The 25,766-nt window shown below is 37.6% G+C and carries 23 protein-coding genes; 19 read left to right on the top strand and 4 right to left on the bottom strand.

The genetic code is table 11. The annotated features are described in order from the left end of the window. The first annotated feature begins 3 nt into the window (after positions 1 to 3). From RE409_RS23340 to RE409_RS23285, 12 genes are all read left to right on the top strand, one after another. A complete protein-coding gene (locus RE409_RS23340; protein WP_309558151.1) occupies positions 4 to 1,572 on the top strand; it encodes a SagB family peptide dehydrogenase in 1,569 nt (522 codons plus the stop codon). A gap of 249 nt (positions 1,573 to 1,821) precedes the next feature. Beyond that, entirely contained in the window at positions 1,822 to 3,252 is a 1,431-nt protein-coding gene (locus RE409_RS23335; RefSeq protein ID WP_201223023.1) for a MocR-like pyridoxine biosynthesis transcription factor PdxR, read from the top strand. 415 nt (positions 3,253 to 3,667) lie between these two features. Then, on the top strand, positions 3,668 to 4,651 hold the full coding sequence (locus RE409_RS23330) for a carbon-nitrogen hydrolase family protein (protein ID WP_201186712.1): 984 nt from the start codon (positions 3,668 to 3,670) through the stop codon (positions 4,649 to 4,651). A gap of 742 nt (positions 4,652 to 5,393) precedes the next feature. Next, positions 5,394 to 5,843, top strand: a complete 450-nt coding sequence (locus tag RE409_RS23325; RefSeq protein ID WP_201223027.1) for a YfmQ family protein — start codon at positions 5,394 to 5,396, stop codon at positions 5,841 to 5,843. Positions 5,844 to 6,401: 558 nt separating this feature from the next. Beyond that, on the top strand, positions 6,402 to 6,701 hold the full coding sequence (locus RE409_RS23320; protein WP_397444137.1) for a DUF2294 domain-containing protein: 300 nt from the start codon (positions 6,402 to 6,404) through the stop codon (positions 6,699 to 6,701). A 199-nt stretch (positions 6,702 to 6,900) separates the two neighbouring features. After that, positions 6,901 to 7,950 (top strand): ABC transporter substrate-binding protein, encoded by a 1,050-nt coding sequence (locus tag RE409_RS23315; RefSeq protein ID WP_201186706.1) that lies wholly within the window; start codon positions 6,901 to 6,903, stop codon positions 7,948 to 7,950. Positions 7,951 to 7,968: 18 nt separating this feature from the next. Then, positions 7,969 to 8,898: a nucleoside hydrolase gene (locus RE409_RS23310; RefSeq protein ID WP_309558150.1), complete on the top strand. Its 930-nt coding sequence runs from the start codon at positions 7,969 to 7,971 to the stop codon at positions 8,896 to 8,898. Between the two features lie 24 nt (positions 8,899 to 8,922). Continuing rightward, a complete protein-coding gene (locus tag RE409_RS23305; RefSeq protein WP_056520065.1) occupies positions 8,923 to 9,744 on the top strand; it encodes an ABC transporter permease in 822 nt (273 codons plus the stop codon). A 6-nt stretch (positions 9,745 to 9,750) separates the two neighbouring features. Then, on the top strand, positions 9,751 to 10,539 hold the full coding sequence (locus RE409_RS23300) for an ABC transporter permease (RefSeq protein WP_201186702.1): 789 nt from the start codon (positions 9,751 to 9,753) through the stop codon (positions 10,537 to 10,539). Between the two features lie 14 nt (positions 10,540 to 10,553). Further along, a complete protein-coding gene (locus RE409_RS23295; RefSeq protein ID WP_201250393.1) occupies positions 10,554 to 11,618 on the top strand; it encodes an ABC transporter ATP-binding protein in 1,065 nt (354 codons plus the stop codon). A gap of 16 nt (positions 11,619 to 11,634) precedes the next feature. After that, positions 11,635 to 13,353 carry an adenine deaminase C-terminal domain-containing protein gene (locus RE409_RS23290; protein ID WP_309558149.1) on the top strand — a complete coding sequence of 573 codons (1,719 nt, stop codon included), beginning with the start codon at positions 11,635 to 11,637 and terminating at the stop codon, positions 13,351 to 13,353. 683 nt (positions 13,354 to 14,036) lie between these two features. Next, positions 14,037 to 15,941: an endonuclease MutS2 gene (locus RE409_RS23285; RefSeq protein ID WP_309558148.1), complete on the top strand. Its 1,905-nt coding sequence runs from the start codon at positions 14,037 to 14,039 to the stop codon at positions 15,939 to 15,941. 133 nt (positions 15,942 to 16,074) lie between these two features. Here the strand turns inward: RE409_RS23285 and RE409_RS23280 are convergent, their stop codons facing one another. Next, positions 16,075 to 16,218: a YrzO family protein gene (locus RE409_RS23280; RefSeq protein ID WP_309558147.1), complete on the bottom strand. Its 144-nt coding sequence runs from the start codon at positions 16,216 to 16,218 to the stop codon at positions 16,075 to 16,077. A 36-nt stretch (positions 16,219 to 16,254) separates the two neighbouring features. After that, positions 16,255 to 17,220 (bottom strand): DMT family transporter, encoded by a 966-nt coding sequence (locus RE409_RS23275; protein WP_201186693.1) that lies wholly within the window; start codon positions 17,218 to 17,220, stop codon positions 16,255 to 16,257. A 138-nt stretch (positions 17,221 to 17,358) separates the two neighbouring features. On the opposite strand from RE409_RS23275, the gene RE409_RS23270 reads away from it, so the two are divergent. The 5 genes from RE409_RS23270 to RE409_RS23250 all read left to right on the top strand — a co-directional run bounded on the left by RE409_RS23270 (position 17,359) and on the right by RE409_RS23250 (position 23,447). Next, the gene (locus RE409_RS23270) at positions 17,359 to 18,231 is read left to right on the top strand and encodes a LysR family transcriptional regulator (RefSeq protein ID WP_056520050.1); all 873 of its coding nucleotides are present in this window, start codon (positions 17,359 to 17,361) and stop codon (positions 18,229 to 18,231) included. A gap of 318 nt (positions 18,232 to 18,549) precedes the next feature. Next, a complete protein-coding gene (locus RE409_RS23265; RefSeq protein ID WP_309558146.1) occupies positions 18,550 to 20,367 on the top strand; it encodes a LytS/YhcK type 5TM receptor domain-containing protein in 1,818 nt (605 codons plus the stop codon). Next, positions 20,339 to 21,085, top strand: coding sequence for a LytR/AlgR family response regulator transcription factor (locus RE409_RS23260; RefSeq protein WP_056520044.1), 747 nt, complete (start codon positions 20,339 to 20,341; stop codon positions 21,083 to 21,085). The genes RE409_RS23265 and RE409_RS23260 overlap by 29 nt, the downstream gene beginning before the upstream one ends. A gap of 140 nt (positions 21,086 to 21,225) precedes the next feature. Next, positions 21,226 to 23,019, top strand: coding sequence for a carbon starvation CstA family protein (gene cstA, locus RE409_RS23255; protein WP_201223045.1), 1,794 nt, complete (start codon positions 21,226 to 21,228; stop codon positions 23,017 to 23,019). Positions 23,020 to 23,291: 272 nt separating this feature from the next. Continuing rightward, the gene (locus tag RE409_RS23250) at positions 23,292 to 23,447 is read left to right on the top strand and encodes a DUF1540 domain-containing protein (RefSeq protein WP_082527361.1); all 156 of its coding nucleotides are present in this window, start codon (positions 23,292 to 23,294) and stop codon (positions 23,445 to 23,447) included. Positions 23,448 to 23,953: 506 nt separating this feature from the next. Here RE409_RS23250 and RE409_RS23245 read toward each other — a convergent pair. Together RE409_RS23245 and RE409_RS23240 are read right to left on the bottom strand one after the other, a co-directional pair. Next, positions 23,954 to 24,604 carry an O-methyltransferase gene (locus RE409_RS23245; protein ID WP_056520039.1) on the bottom strand — a complete coding sequence of 217 codons (651 nt, stop codon included), beginning with the start codon at positions 24,602 to 24,604 and terminating at the stop codon, positions 23,954 to 23,956. Next, a complete protein-coding gene (locus RE409_RS23240; protein WP_201186685.1) occupies positions 24,591 to 24,950 on the bottom strand; it encodes a hypothetical protein in 360 nt (119 codons plus the stop codon). Before RE409_RS23240 ends, RE409_RS23245 begins: the two co-directional genes overlap by 14 nt. A 246-nt stretch (positions 24,951 to 25,196) precedes the next feature. Between RE409_RS23240 and RE409_RS23235 the strand changes: the two genes are divergently transcribed. Further along, complete coding sequence (locus RE409_RS23235) at positions 25,197 to 25,370, top strand: TetR/AcrR family transcriptional regulator (protein WP_242489049.1); 174 nt, start codon at positions 25,197 to 25,199, stop codon at positions 25,368 to 25,370. Between the two features lie 24 nt (positions 25,371 to 25,394). Continuing rightward, positions 25,395 to 25,757, top strand: a complete 363-nt coding sequence (locus RE409_RS23230; protein WP_397444194.1) for an LmrA/YxaF family transcription factor — start codon at positions 25,395 to 25,397, stop codon at positions 25,755 to 25,757. Positions 25,758 to 25,766 lie beyond the last annotated feature (9 nt).

Here is a 25,766-nt window from a genome sequence, read left to right as displayed (position 1 = left end):
AGGATGAGTCTAGACACATTTCTTCACAATCTACATTTTGACGTTGAGAAGGCAAGTCCACCAGATTGGGTGGTGGATTGGAATGATGCACCGCTTACGTATAAGCTCTACCGTGATAGACCGGTGTTTCCTTTATCCATGGAGATGCCGCTGACGCTTGAAGAAGGGGCAACGCCTTCGAACCCTGATTGCGATAGAATCGGTCATTTTCTCTGGTATGTATTCGGACTTACACAAGTAAGTCAGACTTTGGGTTCTGCAGATCAGGCGGATCTCATGCAATCCTTTCGGCGTTTTGCTCCTTCAGGAGGAGCGTTGTATCCAAACGAATTATACGTGTATTTGAAGATGGAGGAGTTGCCTGTAGGTGTGTACCATTATGATGTGGCACATCATCGATTGGTGTTGTTGCGCGAAGGAAATTTTGATGAATATTTAGAACAGGCTCTTGGGAATCGGTGTGACATCTCATCCTGTTTTGGCACTGTTTTTGTGTCGACCATGTTTTGGAAAAATTTCTATAAATACAATAATTTTTCATACCGTCTGCAAGGATTGGATGCTGGAGTGCTGATTGGACAGTTGCTAGAAGTGGCAAAACGGTTTGGCTTTACATCCATGGTATACTTCCAATTTTTAGATCGTGCCATCAATCATTTGCTTGGGTTATCCGAAGAAGAAGAGAGCACGTATGCGGTGATTCCTTTATCTGTGGAACCGATTCACTCGTTTGCAAATGTAGGCAACACAGGCGGGCTTGTCTCTTCAAAAGAATTATACAGGGAATTGACAACGATTCAGTGTAATCACTATGTTCGGTCACTGACGATTAAAGAGTATCCGATGTTAACCAAAATGAATGCAGCATCCATGATGGAGTCATCAGAGTCGTTTCGACCAATGAAAGCAATGAAAGGTAGGAATTGTGAGGGAATCGAGATCGCTCTGTCCTCTACGAAGCGATTGTCGTATGATTTGGCTTCGGTTAGCCGAAAGCGATTTTCACCGGAAATGGATTTCGTTTTGGGAAAGGTAAGTCAAACACAACTAGCCACACTTCTTCAGGAGGCGACGGCTTCCTTTTCCTATCGAAATGATTTGGATGAAACAGATACAAAGCAAAATCCGCGTGTTTCCTTGTATGGCTGTTTATATAATATAGAAGACATACCTGATGGAGCTTATCAATATGACAGCATGGATCATGTGTTACGTCAGATACAGCCCGGAGATCATCGGATTCCTTTGCAATACGGAATGTCGCTGGATAATGTGAATTTGCAGCAAATACCGCTCTGCCTTCATGTAGCGGGTAATAAGGATCACTACAAACCGGAACTAGGCTATAGAGGATATCGAATCCAGCAAATGGAAGCAGGTATGCTCGTACAACGATTACTTATAGCGGCTTCAGCACTCGGGATGAATGGTCACCCCCTACTCGGATTTGATGTGAACGTGTGTGATGAAATTTACAAGATGGAAAATCACCTAGGAAAAACAAGCCTCATCCAAGTTCCAATCGGTCCCTATCGACAGCGCCCATGGCTGAAAGGAAGTTTGCGTAGTTAATAGAATGTATCATTCTTAATAAGCTAAAGCCTCCATTCCCCTATAAGGAATAGAGGCCGTTTTTATTTTAGCAGAGAATTCCAATGAGTTTGAAAAAATGGATGAAACTCACCAAATGTTGTGAACCTCTATCCCAATCGTGCAATAATCTTGATAGAGGATTATACTGACATAAATGGTTTTTCCACTTAAGGGAATAAATAAGGATTTAGTACGCTTTTAACTAAACGATTTTAAAGGGTGTAGCTTATGGAATGGAGAACGGATAGAAAATCCAAGGAGCCTTTATATAAACAAATAGCCGGTTATATTGAGAGTGGTATTGCTGATGGAACATTTTTACTAGATAAGCCGTTACCTTCTGAGCGCTTCTTGGCACATGAACTTGGGGTTAACAGAAGTACAGTTGTAGCAGCTTATGATGAATTGGAAGCAAATGGGTTAGTTGAACGAAAAAAAGGAAGCGGAACAATGATCAGCAAGGATATATGGGGAATCAACAGAAAACGTATGCCTAGTTGGAATAGATATATCGAAGCTGGTTCATTTTTACCCAATTTGCCGGTAACCCAAAGAATACGTAAAGAGACGGAAGGGCATAACCTTATAAACTTAGCTAGTGGGGAGTTATCAGAAGACTTATTTCCAGTCCAATCCTTACGTGAGATCATTTCGAATAGGTCTTTTATTGGTAGCTTAGGTTATGATCATCCTCAGGGCAATGCGGTTTTAAGGGACACCATTACCAATCATGTTAAACAGTATAGGAGAATTGACACGAATCCATCCTCCATACTAATTACTTCTGGTGCACAACAAGCTATATATCTCGTTATCCAATGCTTGTTAAAGCCAGGAGATGCCGTTGTATTGGAAAATCCTTCATACAGTTACAACCTTCCCATTTTTCAATCCGCAGGACTAAGAACTTTTCTATTACCAGTTGATAAGGATGGCATCAACCCAGAGGATTTACTAGCACTCCACAAAAAACATCGAATCAGGATGATTTTTTTGAACCCTGTTTTTCAAAACCCAACAGGAACTGTACTTCATATCAACCGTCGTAAAAGGATTCTAGAGATTTCATCCGAATATGGAATACCGGTTATAGAAGATGATCCTTATAGTTTAACTTCCTTTTCTGGGGAGGAAATCTCTACTCTTAAATCGATGGACAACAACGGAAATGTTTTATATATAAGCTCTTTGTCAAAAATTGTTGCTTCTGGTTTAAGAATTGGCTGGATAATAGGACCGAAACCAGTAATAGAGAGACTGTCTGATGCTAAGCAACAGGTTGACTTCGGTCATGGCTCATTCACTCAATGGATAGCAAACGATTTTCTTGATTCAGATCATTTCCCAACTCATATTACCTACTTAAGAGAACAGCTAGAAAAAAGAAGGGATGCAATAGTATCGAGCCTCCAACAATTTCTAAAAAACAAAGTTGATTATTATTCGCCAAACGGTGGTATTCATTTGTGGTGTAAGTTGAAAGTACAATTAAACGAAATACAATTACTAGAGGAGTCTATCAAAAGAGGAGTCATTTACGTTCCCGGTTCAACATTGGGAACAAACAAGGAATATATTCGATTTACCTTTGCGAGAGAAAACGAGGAGTCCATTCAAGAAGGGATCAAAAGATTTGCAGATGCTGTAAGGAGCTTATAGCTGTATGCTCAAATATTCTCGAGTGAATCATGACAAAGTCATGATTCTTTTTTTTGTCTTTTCAAAGAAGCGAGTTAGGTTAGAGGTGCCACAAGACGTGGTATCTTAGCCGTTCCTTCAAAGGTTCTTTTCCCTTTTTATGTATATTAATAAAAGAGTTCAACAAGTGGAGGGTGGAAATATTACAAGATTGGATGGTCATAAAATCGGTCGTTCTTTTATTATAGAGAAGTAGGGCTCATTCTAATACATTTACACCGTAAAAACTAAGAGTAGTCTACCTAGACAATTTAATTTTGGTATGTAAATTATTTCATATTCATATACACTGAATGTTTTGTGTTATTTTTAAAGGCTCAAATTTTAAAGAAAATAAAAAAAGGTATTGTTGCACTTTAGAAGAGGAGGTACAAGGATGGAGAACAAAGAGAATGTCCGAGTAGCTGTTGTTCAGGCTGCTTCCGTCATAATGGATAAAAAGGCAAGTGTGAAAAAAGCCATTGATCTTATTCACGAGGCTGCAAGTAAAGGAGCCAATATAGTCGTTTTCCCGGAAGCGTTCATCCCTGCGTATCCAAGAGGGCTTTCATTCGGAACAAAAATTGGCAGCCGTTCTCAATCAGGAAGAGAGGATTGGTATCGTTATTGGGATAATTCTATACTTGTACCAGGGGAAGAAACGAATTTATTATGTTCAGCTGCTCGTAAAGCTAATATTTATCTTGTTATTGGAGTAATAGAAAGGGATTCTGAGAATAGCGGTGGAACTCTCTATTGCACAGTGCTTTTTATTGGGCCGGACGGATTGATTTTAGGAAAACATCGTAAACTTAAACCTACGGCCTCAGAAAGAATTGTATGGGGCGAAGGAGATGGTAGCACTTTACCTGTTTTTGATACTCCATATGGAAAGATTGGGGCGCTTATTTGTTGGGAAAATTATATGCCATTAGCAAGGAGCGCCATGTATGCACAGGGCATACAACTTTATATTGCTCCAACAGCCGATTCAAGGGACTCCTGGCAATCTACTATTCGTCATATTGCTATGGAAGGAAGGTGCTTTGTTTTGTCATGTAATCAATACGTAACAAAGGATATGTATCCCAAGGACTTGGCCTGCTATGATGAATTAGAGACTTCCCCTATTGAAATGTGCCGGGGAGGAAGCGCAATTATTAATCCTTTTGGTGAATATGTCTCTGAGCCAGTGTATGGTGAAGAAGCAATACTAATTAGTGATTTGAACCTTAAACAAATAGCATACAGCCAATTTGACTTTGATCCAGTTGGTCATTACAGCAGACCTGATATATTTACGTTACACATCAATAATGAGAATCAGAATAATGTTAAATGGTTAAAGGATATAAATACTAATAATATTGGAGGCGTATGATGATGATGATTAGTGTAATATTAGTAGTAGCCATTAGTTTAGTTGCCTTAGTTAGTACCATTTCATTAATGGGGAAGAGTGATAGTAATTATTCTTCAGCTACAAAAGGGAATTTGTTGAATCTTAGTTATATTTATATTGGTCTTGCACTAGTATTAACTGTAGGCATCTTCTACTTCATAATAAAATTAGCTTGAATTATTGTTTAAGGTATACCATAAATAAGTATTTGTATAAATGTTTAAAGCATTTCTAAAGTAATCATAAAAATAATCAAATGTTGAGGTTTATAATTCATTTATGGCTAAGATTTGGATTAATAGCATGAAGCAGAGGTTAACTAATTAGTATTTTTTCTAAAAAAAATAAAGTGGATGGTCAAAATACCACCCAAGTGGATGGTTTAATTTCATCCAATTTTATTATGATAGAATTATCAACTTAAAACCAACTTACTGTTGCTGATTATTGACAGAATGGAGATGAAAAGACGGGAGAAAAATATAGGCTTAATTGTATAAAGGTCATGTTTGTTCGAGTGATGTACATGACACTAACTATTTGTGAGTATTTGTGAATTAGTTCACAAATGTGACAAAATTGTGAACTTAACTTACTGGTCTCTAGTTTAAGTACAACGTTTCACCAAAAGTGAAACGTTAATAGAGCGGTCATTTCTAAGAAAAACTGTCCGCTCCTTGGATATAACAATTAATTTATAACGTAGCGGAGATGATGAAATATGACATTGCCTATTTTGATTTTAACAATTCTCTTAGCCTTGTTAAAAATATTAGTTACTTGTCTTCCAACCGATGCAGTGAATTGGATTATCAGTAAATTTAAGCTGCATTCAGAACTTAGTGACGCGAATGCCATCGTAACCATTGACGGAAAACGCTTGGAAGGTGAAGACAAGATTCAAGTTATTAATTATTTTAACAAAGCGATATTTTTGAAAAAAAATCATATATTTCCAGGGAACGAGCAATTATTTTTGCATCCAGAGAACGGTGGGACTCCATTAATCATTGATACTAAAAGAGGCAAAACGGATGTTAGATTATTTGTGTACATTTACAACGACCACGTGGATGTAGTCAAACAGTACAAGAAGAAATTAATTGCGTATAGTCTGCTTTCCGATAGCCTCCAAGAACGTTCTATGCCAGTAATAAGGGATATAGTTTAAAAGGAACTGCACCCCAATTGTTAGACACCGTCTAACAATTGGAGGTGTAGTTTTTTTATGACAAAGTATTCATTTTTTAAAAATTAAAAGCTGTTTTTGCTTATTTAGAAGGAACGGAGTCAACTCCAGTATTATGAATAGTATCGATGACCTTCTGTCAGGTTTAGCTAACAAAAACATGCTGAAAACTTACAGCCCTATGATACATATCACTAACAACTACAATTGCCCTGTTTTCTGCAATTTTTAAAGCTGTAGTTGTATGGATGTTATAGGGAGATTCGCTATGATTAAGGCTGAAATCCACATTTTGGGTGATTATACTGATATATAGTTGTAAATAAAATCACAAAAATATCCAAATGATTTTTAGTATAATTCGGGTATTGGTGGGTAAATGTTATTTTTCTGAAGAAAAAACATTTTTTTTATTGAAAATCCGAATATTGTCTTGTGTAATTCACAAAAAGTATATATAATTACCTCAAACAACAGGTTTGGCAGGTGATAGTCATCTTACCGATAAACTCTAACGAAACGAAGAAATTGCTTTCTCATATGTATAATGAGGTATCGAAGGAATTGTTCGGCTTTGGTACGACGTTGCTAAAGGTTACTGTTGAGCTGAATGTGATTACATTTCAGGCCAAACATCGACGTGCCCCACGCTCTGAAGCTTTAGAGGGAGAAGTTCCTAGCCTAAAGCAGGAGGTTGATTTTCATATGTCACTGCTTTATAAAAAGAAATTAAGACAAAAGTTAGAAACGCAAACGGATTGGGATATTGAAGCCGTCCTAAGAGATTATGACTCAGCGACGCAACAAGCATTTACCAATATAGTATTGAAAGAAAAATAATATAATAATATAAATGGATTTCCACTTCGGATTTATCTGGAGGGAACGCCACAAAAGAACCAAATGATAGGTTTTATCTTTGTTTACAAAGAAAAGACAATCTTGGGTAGAATTTATATTCTATTTAAGATTGTCTTTTTTTACATTTATATTAGTAAGAAAGGCAACTTTAACCATATAAAAAACGGAGGTTTAATTGATGAAAAAAATAATTAGCTCATTTATGATGTTATCGGTTTTTGCAATAGTTTTAGCTGCATGCTCTTCAAATGAAAATACTTCTGATGGGAAAAAGCCAACAAAATTAGTCATTTCAACTTGGGGATTTGCTGAGGATTTCTTTCGACCTGAAGTTTACGAACCATTTGAAAAGGAGCACAATGTTGAAATTGTAATAGATTCAGGAAACAATGCAGATCGATTGAACAAAGTGCGTCAAGAAAACACCGATGTGGATGTTATCTATCTATCCGACTACTATGCACAACAGGGAATCGATGATGGTTTGTTTGAAAAAATTGATCATAGCAAGATTTCGAATATTGATAAAATTTATGACAAAGCAAAAGCTCCAAATGGCGATGAGTATGGACCAGCCTATACAATTGCGCAATTTGGAATTGCGTATAACCCTGATGAAGTGAGTAAACCAATTTCCTCTTGGAAAGATCTTTGGAGTAAGGATTTAGGTGAAATTACAATTCCATCAATTACTTCAACAACTGGACCAATGTTTTTAGATGCTGCTTCAAAAGTCAGTGGAAGTAATGAGTTTAATGAAGATAAAGCCTTTGGTCAAATGAAAAAAGTATTGCCAAATGTTGTTAAAGAATATGGACAAACATCTGAGTTTGTCAACATGTTCTCGCAAGGTGAAATTGCTGCAGGTCCAATAATGGAAATGTACTTTGGCGATTTACAGGAAGCCGTTCCTAATGCTAAGTTCGTTTCCCCTAAAGAAGGCGGATACGCAGTCATGAATACGATGAATATCGTAAAAGGAAGCGATCAAAAAGAATTATCTGAGGAATTTATTAATTACATCTTAAGTAATGAAGTTCAGGAAAAATCAGCGAAAGCGAAGATCGACTCTCCAGTTAACACAGAAGTTAAGCTATCTAAAACAGAAGCAAAAGGCTTAACGTATGGAGAAGATGTTGTTAATAGATTATTTGTACTAGATATGAAGTTTGTTAATGAAAACTCTAAACAATGGATTGATCGTTGGAATCGTGAACTTGCACACTAAGAAAAAGAGGTTTGATCGATGAAAAAAAAATTGATTCTCGATGTGGATACAGGAATAGATGATGCAATCGGGATCATTCTTGCTGTTAAAAGCCGTCAATTTGACATATTAGGCATTACAACAGTTAACGGGAATGTATCACTTGATACTGCCACACGGAATACATGCAAAATACTAGATCTGTTAGGTGAACAAGAAATTTCAGTCATTAAGGGGGCAGATACTCCAATTATCAGGAATTCCTTTTTTGAACATCGAGTTCATGGGGAAGACGGTCTTGGAGGTGCCTTAAAGAATGTTGAAGTTAACAAGCAGCCTGATGATGGCTTTGCTGCTGACTTTATTATTAATTCCATTTTAAATTTCACTAATGAAGTAACACTTGTCATGACGGGACCTCTTACAAATTTGGCCCTGGCAGTTAAAAAATGTCCGCAAATTACCAAGCTTGTGAAAGAAGTTATCTTTATGGGAGGAGTTGTACAAGGGGTTGGCAATGTCACACCAACCTCGGAGTATAACACGTTTGTCGACCCTGAGGCAGCCAAAATTGTATTACAAGCGGGGTTCGAATCTATTACACAAGTTGGTCTTGATGTCACGAGAAAGGTTCTTCTAACAGAAGAGCATATACAATTGATTCAAAACAGTACACTTGCTGACTATATAAGAGACAGTACGTCTGAATATCGGAAAAGGTATTTTGAACGTAATAATATTTGGGCGTGTGCTATGCATGATCCATTAGCTGTAGGTATTGCTTTGCAAAAAGATCTTGTCACTAGTGAAGAATACTATGTGGATGTAGAAACAAGAAGTGAGATTTGTGACGGGCAGATGGTTTGCGACTTTCAAAACCGGCTGATGAAGCCAGCAAATGCAAATGTTTGTCTAGACGTCAATGCGGAGGCGTTTTTCAACCTGTTTATTCGCATAATCAATTCATAAATAATATGAACAGGGGGTTACGAGGTGAAAAAACGTTATCTATACCTGTTGCTGTTGCCAGGTGTTCTTTTTTTAACGATTTTTATGATTGTTCCAATCTTCTTAACGATTGGTACGACATTTTTTAATGAAAGTGGCTTTACTATCCAAGGGTACCTCGATTTTTTCAAAGATCGATACTTCATTGAAATTCTGCTCACGACACTTAGAGTGAGTCTGTTCACGACTATTATTTGTATTCTGTTAGGATTTCCAGCAGCTTATTATATTTCTAAGCTAGGAAAAAGAACAAAGGCTATCATGCTATTGTTGACAATTTTCCCACTATTAACAAGTCCGGTTGTTCGATCATTTAGCTGGATGGTGATTATCGGTAAAAACGGCGTAATAAATAAATTGCTGCTGAGTATAGGCTTGATCGACAAACCACTCGACATCTTGTACACGCCAACGGCTATTATTATCGGATTAGTCCATTTATTTTTGCCATTGATTATTGTAACACTGGTAGGAGTGATGGAAAATATCGAAACTGATCTATTAAAAGCAGCGGAGAGTTTAGGTGCTTCAAGATTGGCGGTATTTTCAAAAGTGATTATTCCGCTTTCAGTTCCAGGTTTGGTCATTGGTAGTATTCTAGTTTTTGTAGGGAGCTTTACTGCGTATACAACGCCAGCATTACTTGGTGGAAAACAGCGTGTTATTTCGACGTTTCTTTATCAAAATGCCATTACATTGAATGAATGGCAAGTGGCATCAATTGTCGCTACGATAATGATCGCAGTAACTGTTCTTATCATATCAATAATGAATGGTTTGGCTAAAAAATTAAATCCGAAGGGGTAGAGGTGTATGCAGGAAAAAAATCGAGGATTGGCCCTGTTTACCTTCCTGGTGTTTCTCTTTTTACTAGGGCCTTTACTTATCATATCCGTTACGTCATTTGAAGGCGGCAATATTTTAAAATTCCCGCCAGAAGAATTTTCTTTAAGATGGTATGAAAATATTTTTAATGTGGAAATGTTTTTAATTTCGTTTAAAACGTCCATTCTAGTTTCACTTGCAGGCAACCTTTTGGCTCTTTTACTAGGAGTGCCAGCTGCCTATGCATTAAGCCGATTTGATTTTAGAGGGAAAACAATCATAAATGCATTTTTTGTTTCTCCTATATTAGTTCCGGGAATTGTGCTGGGCTTTGCGTTTTTACGATACATTGTGGGGACGTATCAGCTACCGATTTATGCGGCACTGTTTGTTGGACATACAGTCATAATGCTTCCTTTCATTATACGTGTGATTTCTTCAAGCTTATCAAATTTTGACTTTTCAATTGAAGAAGCGGCTGAGAGTCTAGGAGCGAGTAAGGTGGGTACCTTTTTTACAGTGGTCCTCCCGAATATAAAATCAGGAATCTTAGCAGCTGTCATGATTGCCTTTTTAGAATCCTTCAATAATGTAGACATTTCAGTGTATATGACAGGTCCTGGGGTAAGCACGTTTCCGATTCAGATGCTGACATATGTAGAGAACTACTTTGATCCTACCATTTCAGCTATTTCGGTATTACTCATGATCATTACGGCTTTCTTCATGTTTATAGTTGAACGGCTAATGGGCTTGTCCTATTTCACAAAACGATAAGGAGGTAATAATGGATGGCTTTATTTACATTACAAGATATTTCTGTAGCTTATAATAAACAAAATATTTTAAAAGACTTCAATCTTGAGATTGAAAAAGGAAAGCTAGTTTCTCTTCTTGGCCCTAGCGGCTGTGGAAAAACAACAACTTTGCGTTTAATTGCTGGATTTTTACAGGCAAACGAAGGGAAGTTTTTATTTAAAGATAAGGATTATACGAAAGTACCTGTTAACAAGCGGAACTTTGGCTTTGTGTTTCAAAACTATGCATTATTTCCGCATTTGTCCATTTTCGATAATATTGCATTCGGTCTTCGGCTTAGAAAGATTTCTAAAAGTGAAATTGAAAAGCGTGTTATGAATGTGCTAGAAATTGTTAATCTAAAAGGATTTGAAAAGAGATATCCACAAGAGCTTTCTGGAGGACAAAAGCAGCGAGTTGCGATTGCAAGGGCACTCGTCATTGAACCTGATATCCTATTATTTGACGAGCCTTTGAGTAATCTTGATGCAAATTTGAGGGTGAATATGAGAGTTGAGATTCGCCGTATCCAACAAGAGCTGGGGATTACAACGGTGTATGTTTCGCATGATCAGGAAGAATGTTTCTCCATCTCTGATCAGGTAGCGATTATGAATAAAGGTGTCATTGAGCAGCTCAGCGATCCTGCGTCTATCTACAAATATCCTGAAACCAAATTTGTCGCTGACTTTATCGGTTTTAAAAACTTCATTGATTTTGATAAGCGCGTGGATCACGAGGATAAAATTGAACTTAGTAAGTCGGGTTATGTCTTTGTGATACAAAAGGACGCACAAATGACCAATTTATCTGGAAAAATAGGGGCTATCAGACCGGACGATCTTTTAATTCGGGCAAAAGATATCTCTGAAGTTATTTCGGAAAATAGTATATCTGGCCGAGTTAAAGTTAGCACGTATCTGGGAAGAAGCTTTCAATATGTTGTTGAAACTCCAATAGGAGATTTCACTGTGAACAAGGAAATGACAGAATCTTATCGTGCTGGTCAGGAAATTGTCCTTGAAATTCCGAGAAACCAGATGGTGCTTGTTGATTAGCTTAGGAGGGTAAGTTATGCAAATAGATATGCTGGTAAGAGATATCTACGTTTTTAACAGCTATTTTAAAAGATTTATTAAAGGAAATGCAGCTATCAAAGACGGGAAGTTTTATTATATTGGAGATCGGGAAATAGATACCTTCCAGCCGGATCAGATTATTGATGGGCATGGTAAGTATATGGTTCCAGGTCTGATTGATATCCATTTACACATTGAAAGTACGATGGTAACGCCGTCCACGTTTTCCTACGGGTTAATCAAGAATGGCGTGACAACGATCGTGCCGGAACCACATGAAATGGCCAATATATTCGGAATTTCAGGTGTTAAGGAAATGATTAAAGCGAGTAAAGATTGCGTAGCAGATATGTTTTATGCAATCCCGAGTTCTGTTCCTGCGACGTCGATGGAAACAACAGGCGGTTCTATTGAAATTAGCGACATAGATGAATTGATCCAAACAGAAGACATTAAATGTCTGGGTGAAATCATGAACTACTATGAGATTATTTCCGACCCGGATTGTAAAACGAATCAGATTTTGTCTCATATCCGTTCTCGTTATCCCGATTTAATAATAGAGGGGCATGTTCCAAAACTGCTCGATTTAGACTTACAAAAGATAGCATATGCCGGAGTAAATTCAGATCACACCCACCAAACAGTGGAAGGAATGGATGCTAGGATTGCTGCTGGAATGTTTCTTGAGATTCAAGAAAAATCAATGACTAAAGAAGTTATCGATTACTTAAAGGAAAAACAAGTAGATGAACATTTCTGCTTTGTCACCGATGATGTTATGACTGACTCTTTTCAAAAAATAGGACATCTCAATGTCCTATTAAAGAAAGCGATACAAATGGGCTTGTCCCCGGAAAAAGCTATTTATGCGTGCACTTACACACCTGCACAGCGGATGAGAATGTATGACCGGGGTACCATTGCACCAGGGAAAGTGGCTGATTTTCTGCTTGTATCAAACTTGGAAACCTTTGACATTGAACAGGTATACAAAAAAGGTGAGCTTGTTTATGAATCTTCACAGCCATACCTGCAGGTAGTAAAGGAGAGACAATTCCCTGAAGCGTTTTATCAAAGTGTGAAGCTTGAAGCACTTATAGAAGACGATTTTGATGTCCCACTTTCACACAAGCATGACCGCTGCAAATGCCGCATTATAAACGTGCAGAATGGTTCAACTTTTACAAGTGAGACACATGATATGCTTGATATAAGAGATGGTAAGTTATGCTGGGAAGAAAGTTCTTACGGTTTAATCGCAACATTTGAACGATACGGAAAAAACGGTAATCGTGCGCATGGGTTAATCACAGGGGATGTTTTAAAGCGGGGAGCAGTCGCCACCACCTATTCCCATGATAACCATAATCTATTGGTGATTGGTCGCAATAAGCAGGATATGCTGATTGCCGCAAACGAAGTAATAAGGAAGCAAGGCGGAGTCTGTTGCGTAGAAGATGGTAAAGTCCTTTCCATGATTCCTCTCCCTGTAGGAGGAATTCTTTCGGAAGAGCCATTAGACATTGTATCGGAACAGGTTCAGCATCTAACTAATGCTCTTAAGTCGTTAGGATATGAACATTACAATGTAATTATGTCATTGAGCACTTTATCGCTTCCTGTCAGCCCGGCTCTAAAAATAACTGACCATGGATTAATCAACGTAAATGAAGGGAAAATTGTCCCTCTTATAGTAAGTGATGAGGATTAGTTTAGTATATAAATCCTTTCTACATTAAATCAGGGAAAAAACTGATACCAAAAACCATGTAAAGTGGGGTTGGCTCAGTTTTTTCTCTTTTTAATCCAGTATTGTATTTTTGATAAGTTTTGCACTGCATCAGTTTTTTGGCCTGAATATTTGGCTTTCCTATCCAGCTGCCAATTTATGCTAATAAATATTTTATCTGAATGGTTATTGAATTTCATTGACTCTTTTTTATTGATATGGTATAATTTTTCCAATCTAAGAAAAGGTGTGGTGTTTTATGTCGGGAGTAGGTATCAACTAATTTAGTTGAATAAGGTTTTTTAATCACTGGTTTATCAGTGCATTAAGTGTGCCTTTTTTTACAGTGTAAATATGCACTGTAAATACCTACCTTAAGACTGCTTCCTTTTCCATAATCGTGTAACATAAAGGTGTTACGACGAAAAGCATGGTGGGATTTGTCCTGCCATGCTTTTTCGTTGTAAGTAGGTCTATTTGACCTGCCGATTTTGTTATCGATAAAGGTCCTTATTATCTATAAGGCCGATGCCCGCAGGAGCTTTCTACTCAAATGAATGGCTGTCAATGCAGCCTGTTCATTTGTAAAGGTAGGAGGACTTTTGCGGGCATTTTTTTGGAATCAAGGATTTTTAATCTCTCACTCATTCAAGGAGGCAATCATAATGAATAAGATGACATATGAAAAATTACAATATATAGAACTGAAAGAAATGGTAAAAAAACATTGCATAAGTGGTTTAGGAAAAGCGTTGTTGGATCGGCTTCAGCCAAGTACTCAGTTGAATGTGGTTAAAATTCGTTTAAACGAGACGACTGAGGCGAGGAATTTACTGAATGCTGAAAACCATATTCCCTTAAAAGGCATATCTAATGTTGGATACCAAATTGAAAAGCTAGAAAAAGGAATGATTTTAGAACCATCAGAGTTAGTTGCAATAGCAGATTTTTTAAGAGGCTGCAGGAATATTAAGAAATTTATGAAAGATAAAGAATTCTTCGCACCCACATTGCATGCCTATGCTCACTCCATGACTGAATTCAGGAGTATTGAAGAAGATATTCAATTCGTTATAAAAGGAAATATGGTTGTTTCCGAAGCGAGTAAGGATTTGAAGCGCATTCGAAACCAAATAGTTAAGACAGAAAGTAAAATAGAGGAACGCTTAAATAAATTTTTAAAGAGTGGGGCGAACAAAGAGTTCATTCAGGAGTTTTTTATCAGTAAAAAAGATGATCGCTTTACGATCCCGATTAAAGCTTCTTATAAAAATCAAGTGGCTGGAACAATCGTGGAAGTATCATCTAAAGGGGCAACAGTGTTCATTGAACCAGCATCTGTGACCAAATTAAATGTAGAATTAGCGAGTTTAAAAGCTGAAGAATCGATGGAAGTGTATCAACTTTTAGCAACTCTATCCGGCACGATTTACGAGGAACTGAAACCAATAAAAATAAATATAGAACTAATCAGTCAATACGACATGATTTTCGCAAAAGCAAAGTTCAGTAAAAGCATGGATGCCATTGAACCGAAAATAAATAATCATGGTTATATTCAGTTAAAAGGTTGTAAACATCCTCTTTTACCCCAAAATAGCGTACCTTTGGATTTTGAGATAGGTAAGGACTATCGCAGTCTAATTATTACAGGCCCTAATGCCGGTGGTAAAACAGTGGTCCTGAAAACAATCGGTATCCTTACATTGGCTGTTATGTCAGGGTTTCATGTTGCCGGAAAAGAGGGAACGGAACTGGCAGTCTTTGATCAAGTATTTGTCGATATTGGTGATAACCAAAGTATTGAAAATGCACTCAGTACTTTTTCATCGCATATGAAAAACATCTCAGAAATCATGAGTGCATTAACCAATAATTCATTGCTGTTATTCGATGAAATAGGGAGCGGGACGGAACCGAATGAAGGCGCAGCTCTAGCTATTGCAATACTCGAGGAATTTTATCAAATGGGCTGCATAACAGTTGCAACAACCCATTATGGTGAAATTAAACGCTATTCGGAAATACACAGTGATTTTATGAATGCTGCCATGCAGTTCAATAGTGAAACACTAGAGCCAAAGTATAAGCTTTTGATCGGTCAATCCGGGGAAAGTAACGCCCTTTGGATAGCAAAAAAAATGGATGTGCGCGAAAAGGTTTTGCAAAAGGCAAAGCTTTATATCGAGAATAAAGACTATGACTTGAACCGTATCCAAGAAGGTAAAATCAAAAAACCGAAAGTAGCGGCGGTTCCAAAGGAAGCATTGTATGAATTTGAAGTTGGAGACAAGGTAAAGTTAACTGAACTGAATGGTTATGGCATTGTATATAAAAAAATGGATTCTTACAATAATGTAGTTGTGCTTTTCGAAGATACATTCATAGAAGTTCACGTTAATAGAATGGAGCTTGAAATAAAAACCAGCGATTTATATCCTGAAGGCTATGACCTGAATTCTTTATTTGTCAGTTACAAAGAAAGGAAATTGAAGCGGGACCTTGAAAGAGGATCCAAAAAGGCGTTGAAGAATGTAGCAGCGGATATACGGAAGAAACTTGGTGAATAGTACGGTCATGAGACAGTAGATAAACCATTTTATATCAAACCAAAGTGCAAAAAAGCCTCTAAATGATAGGCTTTTTTGCATATTATTCGTGTGCTTTTGCTTACAGGCACTGGCAAAAGTCTATTTTTGATTATTACTGATTTCTTTTACTTCTATCATTATATAGATTAATTAATTCTGCATTTTGCTTATTCATTTTTTTCACATTCTTATTAATCGTTGCCAATTCCCATAGTACAGCTAATCCAAAGATTATCATAAGCGATAAGTAATCCATTGTTGTCCTCCCAATTGATGTTTTGTACCTTTATAATTAAGCGATTCTTTTTACTTTCCTTGGATTCAATTCTTCAACTTGGGAAGGCAAGTTTTTTCTTTGATAATAATTGTTTTGAATCAATGCATATATCACTAAAAAAGTTCCCAGTAATTCGAATGATGTAAGTGATCCCCCTTGGATAAAAACAATGACTAACGTGGTTATCGGAACTACATTGATAAATAGAATTCCATTAATGGGAGTTAAAAGTTTAATACCTAAATTCCAGCTTAATAGTGCTATGGCACCGGGGAAAATAATCATAAAAATCATCTCACCATAAATGGATTCAATAACCTCTGCTGTAGGGACGGACAGGCCCAGTACAGTTGCAAAGAATGTTATGATTCCTGATACAGATGTTCCTAAAATGCACGTTAAAGTCGAATAGCGGAGTGTTGACCATCCACTAAACTGGTTGCCGCCCATCGTATATATAACCCATCCTATAACCCCAATAAGAATGAAAAGGATAGGAATGATGCTGTCTTTCAATAAAAATAGGAATGATAAGTTTCCATTGGTAATAACAAGAATGGCCCCTATTAAGGCAAGGAGCATACTGGCGATGGTATATTTCATGGGTCTTGCATTTTTGAAAACCCACATTATCATAATTGAAATCATAGGCATTAATGATTCCATGATGGAAGCAACAATTACCCCGTTATGGCCCAGTAAGTCTTGACCTGAGAAAATGAGAAAATTGTATACTGTAAACGCCATCGTTCCAAAAAACAATAAATTCTTTCCTTTACCTTCCAAGCAAAAAGACTTCTTTCCCTCTTTAATTAAAAGCAATATCCCTAAAATTATGCTAACAGCTAAATATCGCAGAAAAGAGAAATAAATAGGATCAATATATCTTAGTGCCCTTTCTGCAACTGGAAACATGGCTCCCCAAGAAATACTGGCTGTCAAACATAAAAGTGCACCGATTAAAACTTGATTTTTCTTCATTAAAAGCTTCCCCTCAAAAAAATAATGATTGATTAAATTCCTATACACACCTTATGATAAAGTCATTATCATGTAAAATGACTTAAAATGAATATAACCATCATTATTAATGATATTTTGGAAAGGGGGGTCACTTATATGGAAATGAGGGATTTGCAAATATTCCAGTGTGTCGCTAAATATGGAAGCATAAGTAAGGCAGCTGTTGAGTTAAATTACGTCCAATCCAATGTAACGGCGAGGATTAAGCATCTGGAGCATGAGTTACGGACGCCTTTATTCAATAGGCATAAACGTGGTATGTCTTTAACTGCAGAGGCACGAAAAATGCTGGAGTATGTAAACAAGATTTTGCTTGATATGGAAGAACTCAAGCAAGTATTCCTGGATAGTGAAACACCTACAGGGATATTGAACATCGGTACAGTTGAAACGGTCAGCGGTCTTCCTAAGATTCTAGCCTCTTATCATAAACAGTATCCAAATGTCGATTTATCCATAAAGGCTGGGTTAACAGAGGATTTAATTAAAGATGTTATTGATCATAGGCTAGATGGCGCATTTGTTACAGGACCGATTAAACATCCACTCATTCAGCAATACGATGTGTGTACAGAAAAACTTGTTTTAGTTACAAGAAATGAAACATTAAACCTTGAAGAATTTTTAACAGAACCAATTTTAGTATTCAGTCAGGGGTGTGGATATCGCTCTAAACTAGAACAATGGTTGAAAGAAGAAGAAGTGATGCCTAAAAGGATTATGGAGTTCAATGTATTAGAGACCATCTTAACCAGCGTAACACTCGGCCTTGGCATAACCCTCGTACCACAATCAGCGGTAAATCACCTTGCAGCCAATGAAAATGTGCATGTTCATGCAATTCCAGAAGAGTACGGCAATATTTCGACTGTCTTCATTCACCGTAAAGATGCTTATTTGACAAACTCCATGCAAAGCTTCTTACAAACAATTGAAGCTCATCATGAATGTACGGTTAAACAGATTTAATCAAAAGCTTGGAACCATTCCTGAGCCGATATGAAATCATATCTCTTTACATAAAATGATTAAGGATCGCTGAAACTTGGGCTTGTCCCGAACATGCAAGAAATAATAGCAAAAAGACGATTTTCCCCTTGGATTAGGTAAAATCGTCTTTTCCATTCCAAAAATACTAGCAGGAGTTTTATGTATACACGTAGTTAGAAAGTTAGGAAACGCGTGTGCCCAAGGAATAACTGGTATCAGGTTAATGGGGAAGTCCCTATGACTATTAAGTAGCTAACGTAAAACCAGATTCGACAATGATTTCTTTGCTGTTGTAAGATGAATGAAAAAGCCAGAAAAGGGGTGAATGATTTGGTTCTATTATTACCGTCGTTGATTGAAAAAGTAGGGATCATCGTGATTGCTGCATTCCTGCTTTCTTATATGAAACCCTTTCGGCAAATGATTGGTCATGAACATCAAATGTCAAAGAAAATCATGCTCATAGCACTTTTTGGGGCATTCGGAATTATAAGTAACTATACAGGAGTCGAAATTGGGAATCATGTAATACCAGAAAGTGTTTGGCATACTGAGATAGCTCCCGATAACGCTATTGCGAATACGCGGATCATGGGAGTAGCAATCGGTGGTTTGCTAGGGGGACCATTTGTTGGTTTAGGTGTCGGTTTGATTGCAGGGTTGCACCGTTATTCTCTTGGAGGTTTTACAGCGGGGGCTTGTGCGATAGCAGCAATTTTGGCTGGAGTCTTATCGGGGTTTTTAGGTAATAGGCGCCGAAAGTATGGGATGATCACTCCCTGGTTTGCTCTTCCTATTTGTATGGCCTTAGAAGCGATTCAAATGGTCATTATACTATTAACCGCTAAACCATTTGAAAGGGCGTGGGAGCTCGTAGAAGTAATCGGACTCCCTATGATTATTATCAACGGGTTTGGCACTTTGCTATTTATGCTCATCATTCAATCCACTATGAGGGATGAAGCACGGACGCGGGCTGTACAAACGAACCTTGCGTTTTTGATTGCTGATCAGACATTGCCTTATTTCCGACAAGGATTAAATCAAACTTCCTGTAAGAAAATAGCACAAATCATTTTGGGGCTGACTGAAGCCGACGCTGTGGCCATAACCAATGAACACAGTGTCCTTGCTCATGTGGGTGCTGCTTCTGATCACCATGTCCCAAAGGAGGGAATAGCTACAGGCTTAACAAGAAAAGCCCTTGAACAAGGCAAAATTATTATAGCTAAAACAAGAAAGGATATTTATTGTTTCCATGAACTTTGTCCATTGCAAGCTGCCGTAGTCCTGCCATTGCAAGTCCAACAGAAAACGGTCGGAACTTTGAAGATGTATTTCAAGCATCCCGATAAATTAAGCCAAGTAGAACAAGAGTTAGCTGAGGGATTGGCGAAACTATTTTCCACACAATTGGAACTAGCCGAAGCGGAAATGCAAACGAAATTATTAAAAGATGCTGAAATCAAGGCTTTACAGGCCCAAGTCCACCCTCATTTCTTGTTTAATGCGATCAACACGATATCTGTTTTATGCCGGACTGATGTGGAGAAAGCAAGAAATTTATTGTTGGAGCTAAGTGCCTTTTTTCGTAGCAATTTACAAGGTGCTCGTCAAATACTAATTCCGCTTGAAAAAGAATTAGAGCATGTCAACGCTTATTTATCACTAGAGCTGGCCCGATTTCCAAATAAATATCATATCGTGTATCGAATTGAGCCAAGTCTTAAAGAAGTTCTGTTGCCTCCATTTACGTTACAGCCACTTGTTGAAAATGCGATACACCATGCCTTTCCACATGTGAAGAGCAATGTTGAAATTATCATTCATGTATATTTTAAAAACGAAATGATGTGTATTGTTGTAGAAGATAACGGGAAAGGGATTTCAAGCGAGAAATTAGATGAATTAGGTAAACATGCTGTAAAATCTAATAAAGGAACAGGAACCGCCCTTTATAATATCAGTGAACGGCTAGAAGGTATATATAATGGTCATGCCAGCCTCTCTATTGAAAGTGAAACTGGTCATGGAACACAAGTGAAAATATCAATCCCACTTAACGAAAAAGGAGTATATGTCAACGATGATGAAAGCATTTATCGTAGAAGATGAACCACTGGCAAGAGATGAATTGAAATATCTTCTGAAGAGAAGCAGACAGGTTGAAGTTGTGGGCGAGGCTGATGGGATAGAAGAAGCCATGAGGGATATCCCTCGATTGAATCCTGATCTTGTCTTTTTGGATATTGAGCTTGCGGAGGGAAATGGTTTACTATTGGCTAAACAATTAGTAGAACTAGACCCTGCGCCTTCGATTATTTTTGCGACGGCTTATGACGAGTTTGCCCTTCAAGCCTTTGAATTATATGCTTTTGATTATCTATTAAAGCCATTTAATGAAAAAAGAATTCGTCAAACTTTGGATAAAATTATGAAACTCCATAAGATCGGGGAAGACGAATCTAGGATAAAATCTCCTGATAATCGAACCGCGGTTGAACAAACAAGTAAATTGGCTGTTGTAATAGATGATCGGATTGTCTTGATTGATAGGGACAACATTATATTTTTAGGATTCATAGAAGGAAAGACAATCATTAAAACCGAGGATAATGAATATAAAATAGGTGACCCTCTCATTGTGCTTGAAAGGAAGCTCGACAATCGCTCTTTTTTACGCGTGCATCGCAGTTTCATTGTAAATATTGTCCATATATTAGAAATACAACCTTGGTTCAACTCGACTTATAACCTCATTATGAGTGATGGATCAAACATTCCAGTAAGTCGCACATATGTGAAAGAGCTAAAGCAGCTTATTGGTTTTTAATATTTTAACAATTCTGCATTTTAACTTCTTTATTTTGCAACCCATCCCTCATTATTTGCATTATAACTTGAAAACCATTTGAATCCGCTTTCATTGTGATATCATCATTTTACGATGTAAGAAATAGAGGGGGTTCAAAAATGAATGCGGTTCCAATCGTCATAGGCTCCATTTGTATTTTAATGATTGCCTACCGTTTATACGGGACATTCATAGCACTCAAAGTGTTAAAGCTCGATGATTCTAAGCCGACTCCGGCTCATAAATTAGAAGATGGAAAAGATTATGTACCAACAAATAAATGGGTGGCATTTGGCCACCATTTTGCAGCCATTGCAGCTGCTGGTCCACTTGTGGGCCCCATCTTGGCTGCACAATTCGGCTATTTGCCAAGTTTATTATGGCTTTTAATCGGAGCTGTAATCGGGGGAGCCGTCCATGATGCCGTGGTGCTTTTTGCGTCCATGCGTAAAGACGGTAAATCCCTATCGGAAGTAGCGAAAGAAGAACTTGGACCTGTAGCAGGCTTCTGTACAGGACTAGCGATGCTTTTTATCATTACTATTACGATGGCAGGACTTTCAATGGTCGTTCTGCATGCTTTAGAAAATAACCCATGGGGGACCTTTGCTGTTGGGATTACAATTCCTATCGCAATGGGTGTTGGGATTTACCATAAAAAAACTGGCAATCTAAAAGGTGCCACCATTGTCGGGTTCGGGCTCATTATGGCCGGGATTTTACTTGGGCCTAACATTCAAGGTACAGCACTTGGGGAATTATTGACACTAGAAGCAAGCACACTTGCTATTATTCTACCAATCTATGCTTTCTTCGCAGCCGCATTACCGGTTTGGCTGCTGCTCGCACCGCGTGATTACTTGAGTACATTTATGAAAATTGGTGTGTTTGCCGCATTGATAATCGGCGTTTTCGTGGTAAATCCAGAGATACAATTTCCTGCGGTTACGGAATTCATTAATGGCGGAGGTCCGATTGTCGCTGGTCCGGTTTGGCCATTTATTTCAATAACCATTGCCTGTGGTGCCATTTCAGGATTCCATGCATTTGTTGGATCAGGCACAACTCCAAAAATGTTAAATCGCTGGAGTGATATAAAATCCGTTGGTTTCGGTGCGATGCTTGTAGAATGTGTAGTTGCCATTATGGCATTGATTGCTGCAGTTTCCCTGCAACCAGGCGATTATTTTGCCATTAACTCCTCACCTGAAGTATTTCAAACTTTAGGCATGGAAACCGTACATCTTAACGAACTTAGTGAGGAAATTGGCATTAATCTTGAGGGAAGAACAGGTGGGGCAGTTACACTTGCTGTTGGGATGACCTATATTTTTACCGGAATTCCCTTCTTTGACAAGTTGGCTTCATTTTTCTTCCAATTCGTCATCATGTTCGAGGCGGTCTTTATACTAACCGCAATCGACTCTGGGACACGTGTTGCCCGTTACTTAATCCAGGACTTCTTCGGAGAGTTTTATAAACCATTAAAGAAAGTCGACTGGTTACCGGGTAACATTTTCGCCAGTGCGTTAGCCTGCTTTATTTGGGGCTATCTTCTCTACTCTGGTGACATTGGTTCAATTTGGGCACTCTTTGGTGTATCAAATCAGCTTATGGCCTCGATTGGACTCATCATCGGTGCGACTGTCGTCTTAAAAATTGCAGACAAACGTTGGTATATATGGACATGCCTCGTACCTCTTGCCTACTTATATGTAACGGTTAATGTAGCGGGGTACTGGATGGTAAGAAACGTATACTTAAATCCAGAATCTGCAGGATTTAGTATCTTAAATGGTGTATTATCTATCACCATGTTATGCCTAGGATTAGTCATTCTTATTTCAGCCTTGAAAAAATGGCGGGAGCTTTGGAAGATCCCACAAGCCGAACTTTTGGAAAAGTCAGCATAATGTTAAAGAATCCGGGCGAAAGTTGCCCGGGTTTTTTAGATTCATTTATATCCAATCAACTTCAAAAGAATATTGTGAACAGAAAAAAAACGACCTAATGTCTAAAATATCTAAACAGTATAACGAGAAAAAAGTCCTTTGTTAATCGGTTAAAAAGCTTTTATTTCCCGATTCATGACATTTATTTTAAAGTAAAGGAACTTGAGCCTGAAAAAGGAAAGTATCAATAACCCCAACTTTGTTAATGATAACAAATGAGGAGGTGTGATACTATGGCAAAAGATGTTCTATGTGAAGTGAATAATTGTAAATTTTGGGATTCTGGAAACAAATGTAGTGCTGATGCTATTTATGTAGTTAGTAATAAAGGGAAACAAGCATCTAATAGCGAAGAAACTGATTGCAAAACATTTGATCCAGAAATTTAAATCATCGGGGGTAACCATCATACTGGTTACCCTTCTTTATTTATATTATTGATAACAATTATCATTTTCATTCAAGATTATAGAAATTCATTTTATTTTTTCTGCATGACCTCGTGAGATTCGTGAGTTAGTGCGTAAACTTGAGTTAGAGCGATAAATTCGAGAGTTTGAGCAATTTACTCGTGAATTTAGCAGTTTTACTCGTGAGTTTGAGCTGTTTACTCGTGATTTTGTGCAATTTACTCGTAAATTTAGCTGTTTTACTCAGAGTTCGCAATTTACTCGTGAATTTAGCAGTTTTACTCGTGAGTTTGAGCTGTTTACTCGTGAATTTGGCCGTTTTGCTCAGAGTTCGCACTTTACTCGTGAATTTAGCAGTTTTACTCGTGAGTTTGAGCTGTTTACTCGTGAGTTTGAGCTGTTTACTCGTGAGTGTGAGCTGTTTACTTGTGAGTTTGAGCTGTTTACTCGTGAGTTTGAACTATTTACTCGTAAATTTAGCAGTTTTACTCGTGAGTTTGATCGATTACTTTTGAAATGGTCAGCCCATCACCGATTGGAATAAGCAGGGATTCTAATTGAGGATGATTGGCCACAGTTTCATTGAATGTCTTCATAAATGCAGTATAATGTTTAGGTTCAGCATCCTGATCCGCCACACTGCCTCCCACAAGTACGTTATCCATGACGATTAAAGCACCCGGTTCCGCCAGTCTAATGCAATATTGCAAGTAATTTTCATAATTGTCCTTGTCAGCATCTATAAAGAAAAAATCAAATCGCTTGTTATCACCAACGAGTTTTTCAAGGCTTTGCAAAGCTGCTCCGGTCATATAGGATACTTGATCGCCAAAGCCAGCTTTGGATAGATTGGCATAAGCTAACTTTGCGTATGACTCTTTTAATTCAAGGGAGGTTAATTTTCCTTCGCTGCCGAATCCCCTGGCAAGGCAAATTCCGCTATAGCCCCCAAGAGCTCCTATTTCCAAAACATTTTTAGCTCCTGAAATGGATATAAGCATGGTAAGAAGTTTTCCAGATGAGGGAGATACCGATATGGACGGCATTCCATTTTCTTGTATGGTCGTAATGACTTCTTCCAAAAGAGCATCTTGGGTATAAAACAATGAATCGATATAACTGTTAATTTGTTTCATTCATTTCAATTCCTTTCTCATCATTATTGGAAGCTTCCTTTTCTTCACTTTTCTTATCGGCTGCCTCACTTTCTTGTATTTCAAATAATTGAATAAATTCGTTGATTAACATATCAATGGCTTTCAATTCACCGACTAAGATTTGGTTTATGGATTGAAACTCTGGTTTATCTAATTGCTCCTTGATGGTTGAACGTTTAAGATTCATCATTTCTAAAAAAGCAATTGCCCTTCCGCGGCGAAACGTTTTTGGACCACGATGGTGTGAACCATGCTCTTTTCCTTTGTGATGCTCACCACGGTGATGTCCCTCTCTCTTGAAATCCTTGAATTTTTCATTTTTCATTATAAAACCCCTTCCTGTGTATACGATTGTATACACATTGTATTATGTATTAACTGTATACATATGTATACAAAATGTCAACTAGTAATCAAATGTGCATTTTAAAAATTAAAATGCAGTTTATAAAAAGTTTGTCTAAATTGTGAATTCGTTATATAGAGAGGCAAAAAAGTACTTACATTCAAAGAAATTTTTTTGTTATAGTAACAAATAGACCGGTTGGTATGGTGGGGGTGTGCTACGGAAATGGATACTAAATCGTTGATAATCGACAATGCAACGATTCTTTTCCAACAAAAAGGATATAAAGGTGTTGGACTTAACGAAATATTAAGAGTATGTAATGTTACGAAAGGTTCGCTTTATCACCACTTTCCTAATGGAAAAGAGGAATTATTAATTGCTTGCCTTCATTTTTAGAATGAAGTAATTACGTTGGATATCGTGGATATTTTTGAAAGATATCCGACAACGTTAGAAGCGACAAATTCAATGATTGAAAAGCTAATCGTCAATTTAGAAACGGAAGGGACGATTACGGGTTACACATTTAGCAGCATGGTAAGTGAAATGGCCACATTAAGTGATCCTGTACGAAAGGCTTGCGCCGAACTCTATGCAAAAATTCAAGGGATTTATTTTAAAAAGCTTATGGAAGATGGATATTCAAAAGAGTTAGCTTCCAATATTGCATTGATGATCACAGCCTCTATCGAAGGGGCAATGATGCTTTGTTTGGCCGAAACATCGGCAAAGCCGCTAAAAGTAATTTCGCAATTGTTACCCAATAAATTGAAGGAGTTTTAACAAGTGAAT

Source organism: Peribacillus sp. R9-11 (assembly GCF_031345095.1).
Taxonomy (GTDB): domain Bacteria; phylum Bacillota; class Bacilli; order Bacillales; family DSM-1321; genus Peribacillus; species Peribacillus butanolivorans.
Note: the sequence above shows the minus strand (reverse complement) of the source record. Positions and strands in the feature narration are given on the sequence as shown.

Coding starts and splice junctions, on each gene's coding strand:
- RE409_RS23245 (WP_056520039.1), bottom strand. CDS start 24,604: ATGAAACAAATTAACAGTTATATCGATTCATTGTTTTATACCCAAGAT.
- RE409_RS23335 (WP_201223023.1), top strand. CDS start 1,822: ATGGAATGGAGAACGGATAGAAAATCCAAGGAGCCTTTATATAAACAA.
- RE409_RS23270 (WP_056520050.1), top strand. CDS start 17,359: ATGGAAATGAGGGATTTGCAAATATTCCAGTGTGTCGCTAAATATGGA.
- RE409_RS23310 (WP_309558150.1), top strand. CDS start 7,969: ATGAAAAAAAAATTGATTCTCGATGTGGATACAGGAATAGATGATGCA.
- RE409_RS23315 (WP_201186706.1), top strand. CDS start 6,901: ATGAAAAAAATAATTAGCTCATTTATGATGTTATCGGTTTTTGCAATA.
- RE409_RS23240 (WP_201186685.1), bottom strand. CDS start 24,950: ATGAAAAATGAAAAATTCAAGGATTTCAAGAGAGAGGGACATCACCGT.
- RE409_RS23250 (WP_082527361.1), top strand. CDS start 23,292: ATGGCAAAAGATGTTCTATGTGAAGTGAATAATTGTAAATTTTGGGAT.
- RE409_RS23265 (WP_309558146.1), top strand. CDS start 18,550: ATGAATGAAAAAGCCAGAAAAGGGGTGAATGATTTGGTTCTATTATTA.
- RE409_RS23290 (WP_309558149.1), top strand. CDS start 11,635: ATGCAAATAGATATGCTGGTAAGAGATATCTACGTTTTTAACAGCTAT.
- RE409_RS23325 (WP_201223027.1), top strand. CDS start 5,394: ATGACATTGCCTATTTTGATTTTAACAATTCTCTTAGCCTTGTTAAAA.
- RE409_RS23330 (WP_201186712.1), top strand. CDS start 3,668: ATGGAGAACAAAGAGAATGTCCGAGTAGCTGTTGTTCAGGCTGCTTCC.
- cstA (WP_201223045.1), top strand. CDS start 21,226: ATGAATGCGGTTCCAATCGTCATAGGCTCCATTTGTATTTTAATGATT.
- RE409_RS23300 (WP_201186702.1), top strand. CDS start 9,751: ATGCAGGAAAAAAATCGAGGATTGGCCCTGTTTACCTTCCTGGTGTTT.
- RE409_RS23285 (WP_309558148.1), top strand. CDS start 14,037: ATGAATAAGATGACATATGAAAAATTACAATATATAGAACTGAAAGAA.
- RE409_RS23260 (WP_056520044.1), top strand. CDS start 20,339: ATGATGAAAGCATTTATCGTAGAAGATGAACCACTGGCAAGAGATGAA.
- RE409_RS23340 (WP_309558151.1), top strand. CDS start 4: ATGAGTCTAGACACATTTCTTCACAATCTACATTTTGACGTTGAGAAG.
- RE409_RS23275 (WP_201186693.1), bottom strand. CDS start 17,220: ATGAAGAAAAATCAAGTTTTAATCGGTGCACTTTTATGTTTGACAGCC.
- RE409_RS23320 (WP_397444137.1), top strand. CDS start 6,402: ATGTATAATGAGGTATCGAAGGAATTGTTCGGCTTTGGTACGACGTTG.
- RE409_RS23295 (WP_201250393.1), top strand. CDS start 10,554: ATGGCTTTATTTACATTACAAGATATTTCTGTAGCTTATAATAAACAA.
- RE409_RS23280 (WP_309558147.1), bottom strand. CDS start 16,218: ATGGATTACTTATCGCTTATGATAATCTTTGGATTAGCTGTACTATGG.
- RE409_RS23235 (WP_242489049.1), top strand. CDS start 25,197: ATGGATACTAAATCGTTGATAATCGACAATGCAACGATTCTTTTCCAA.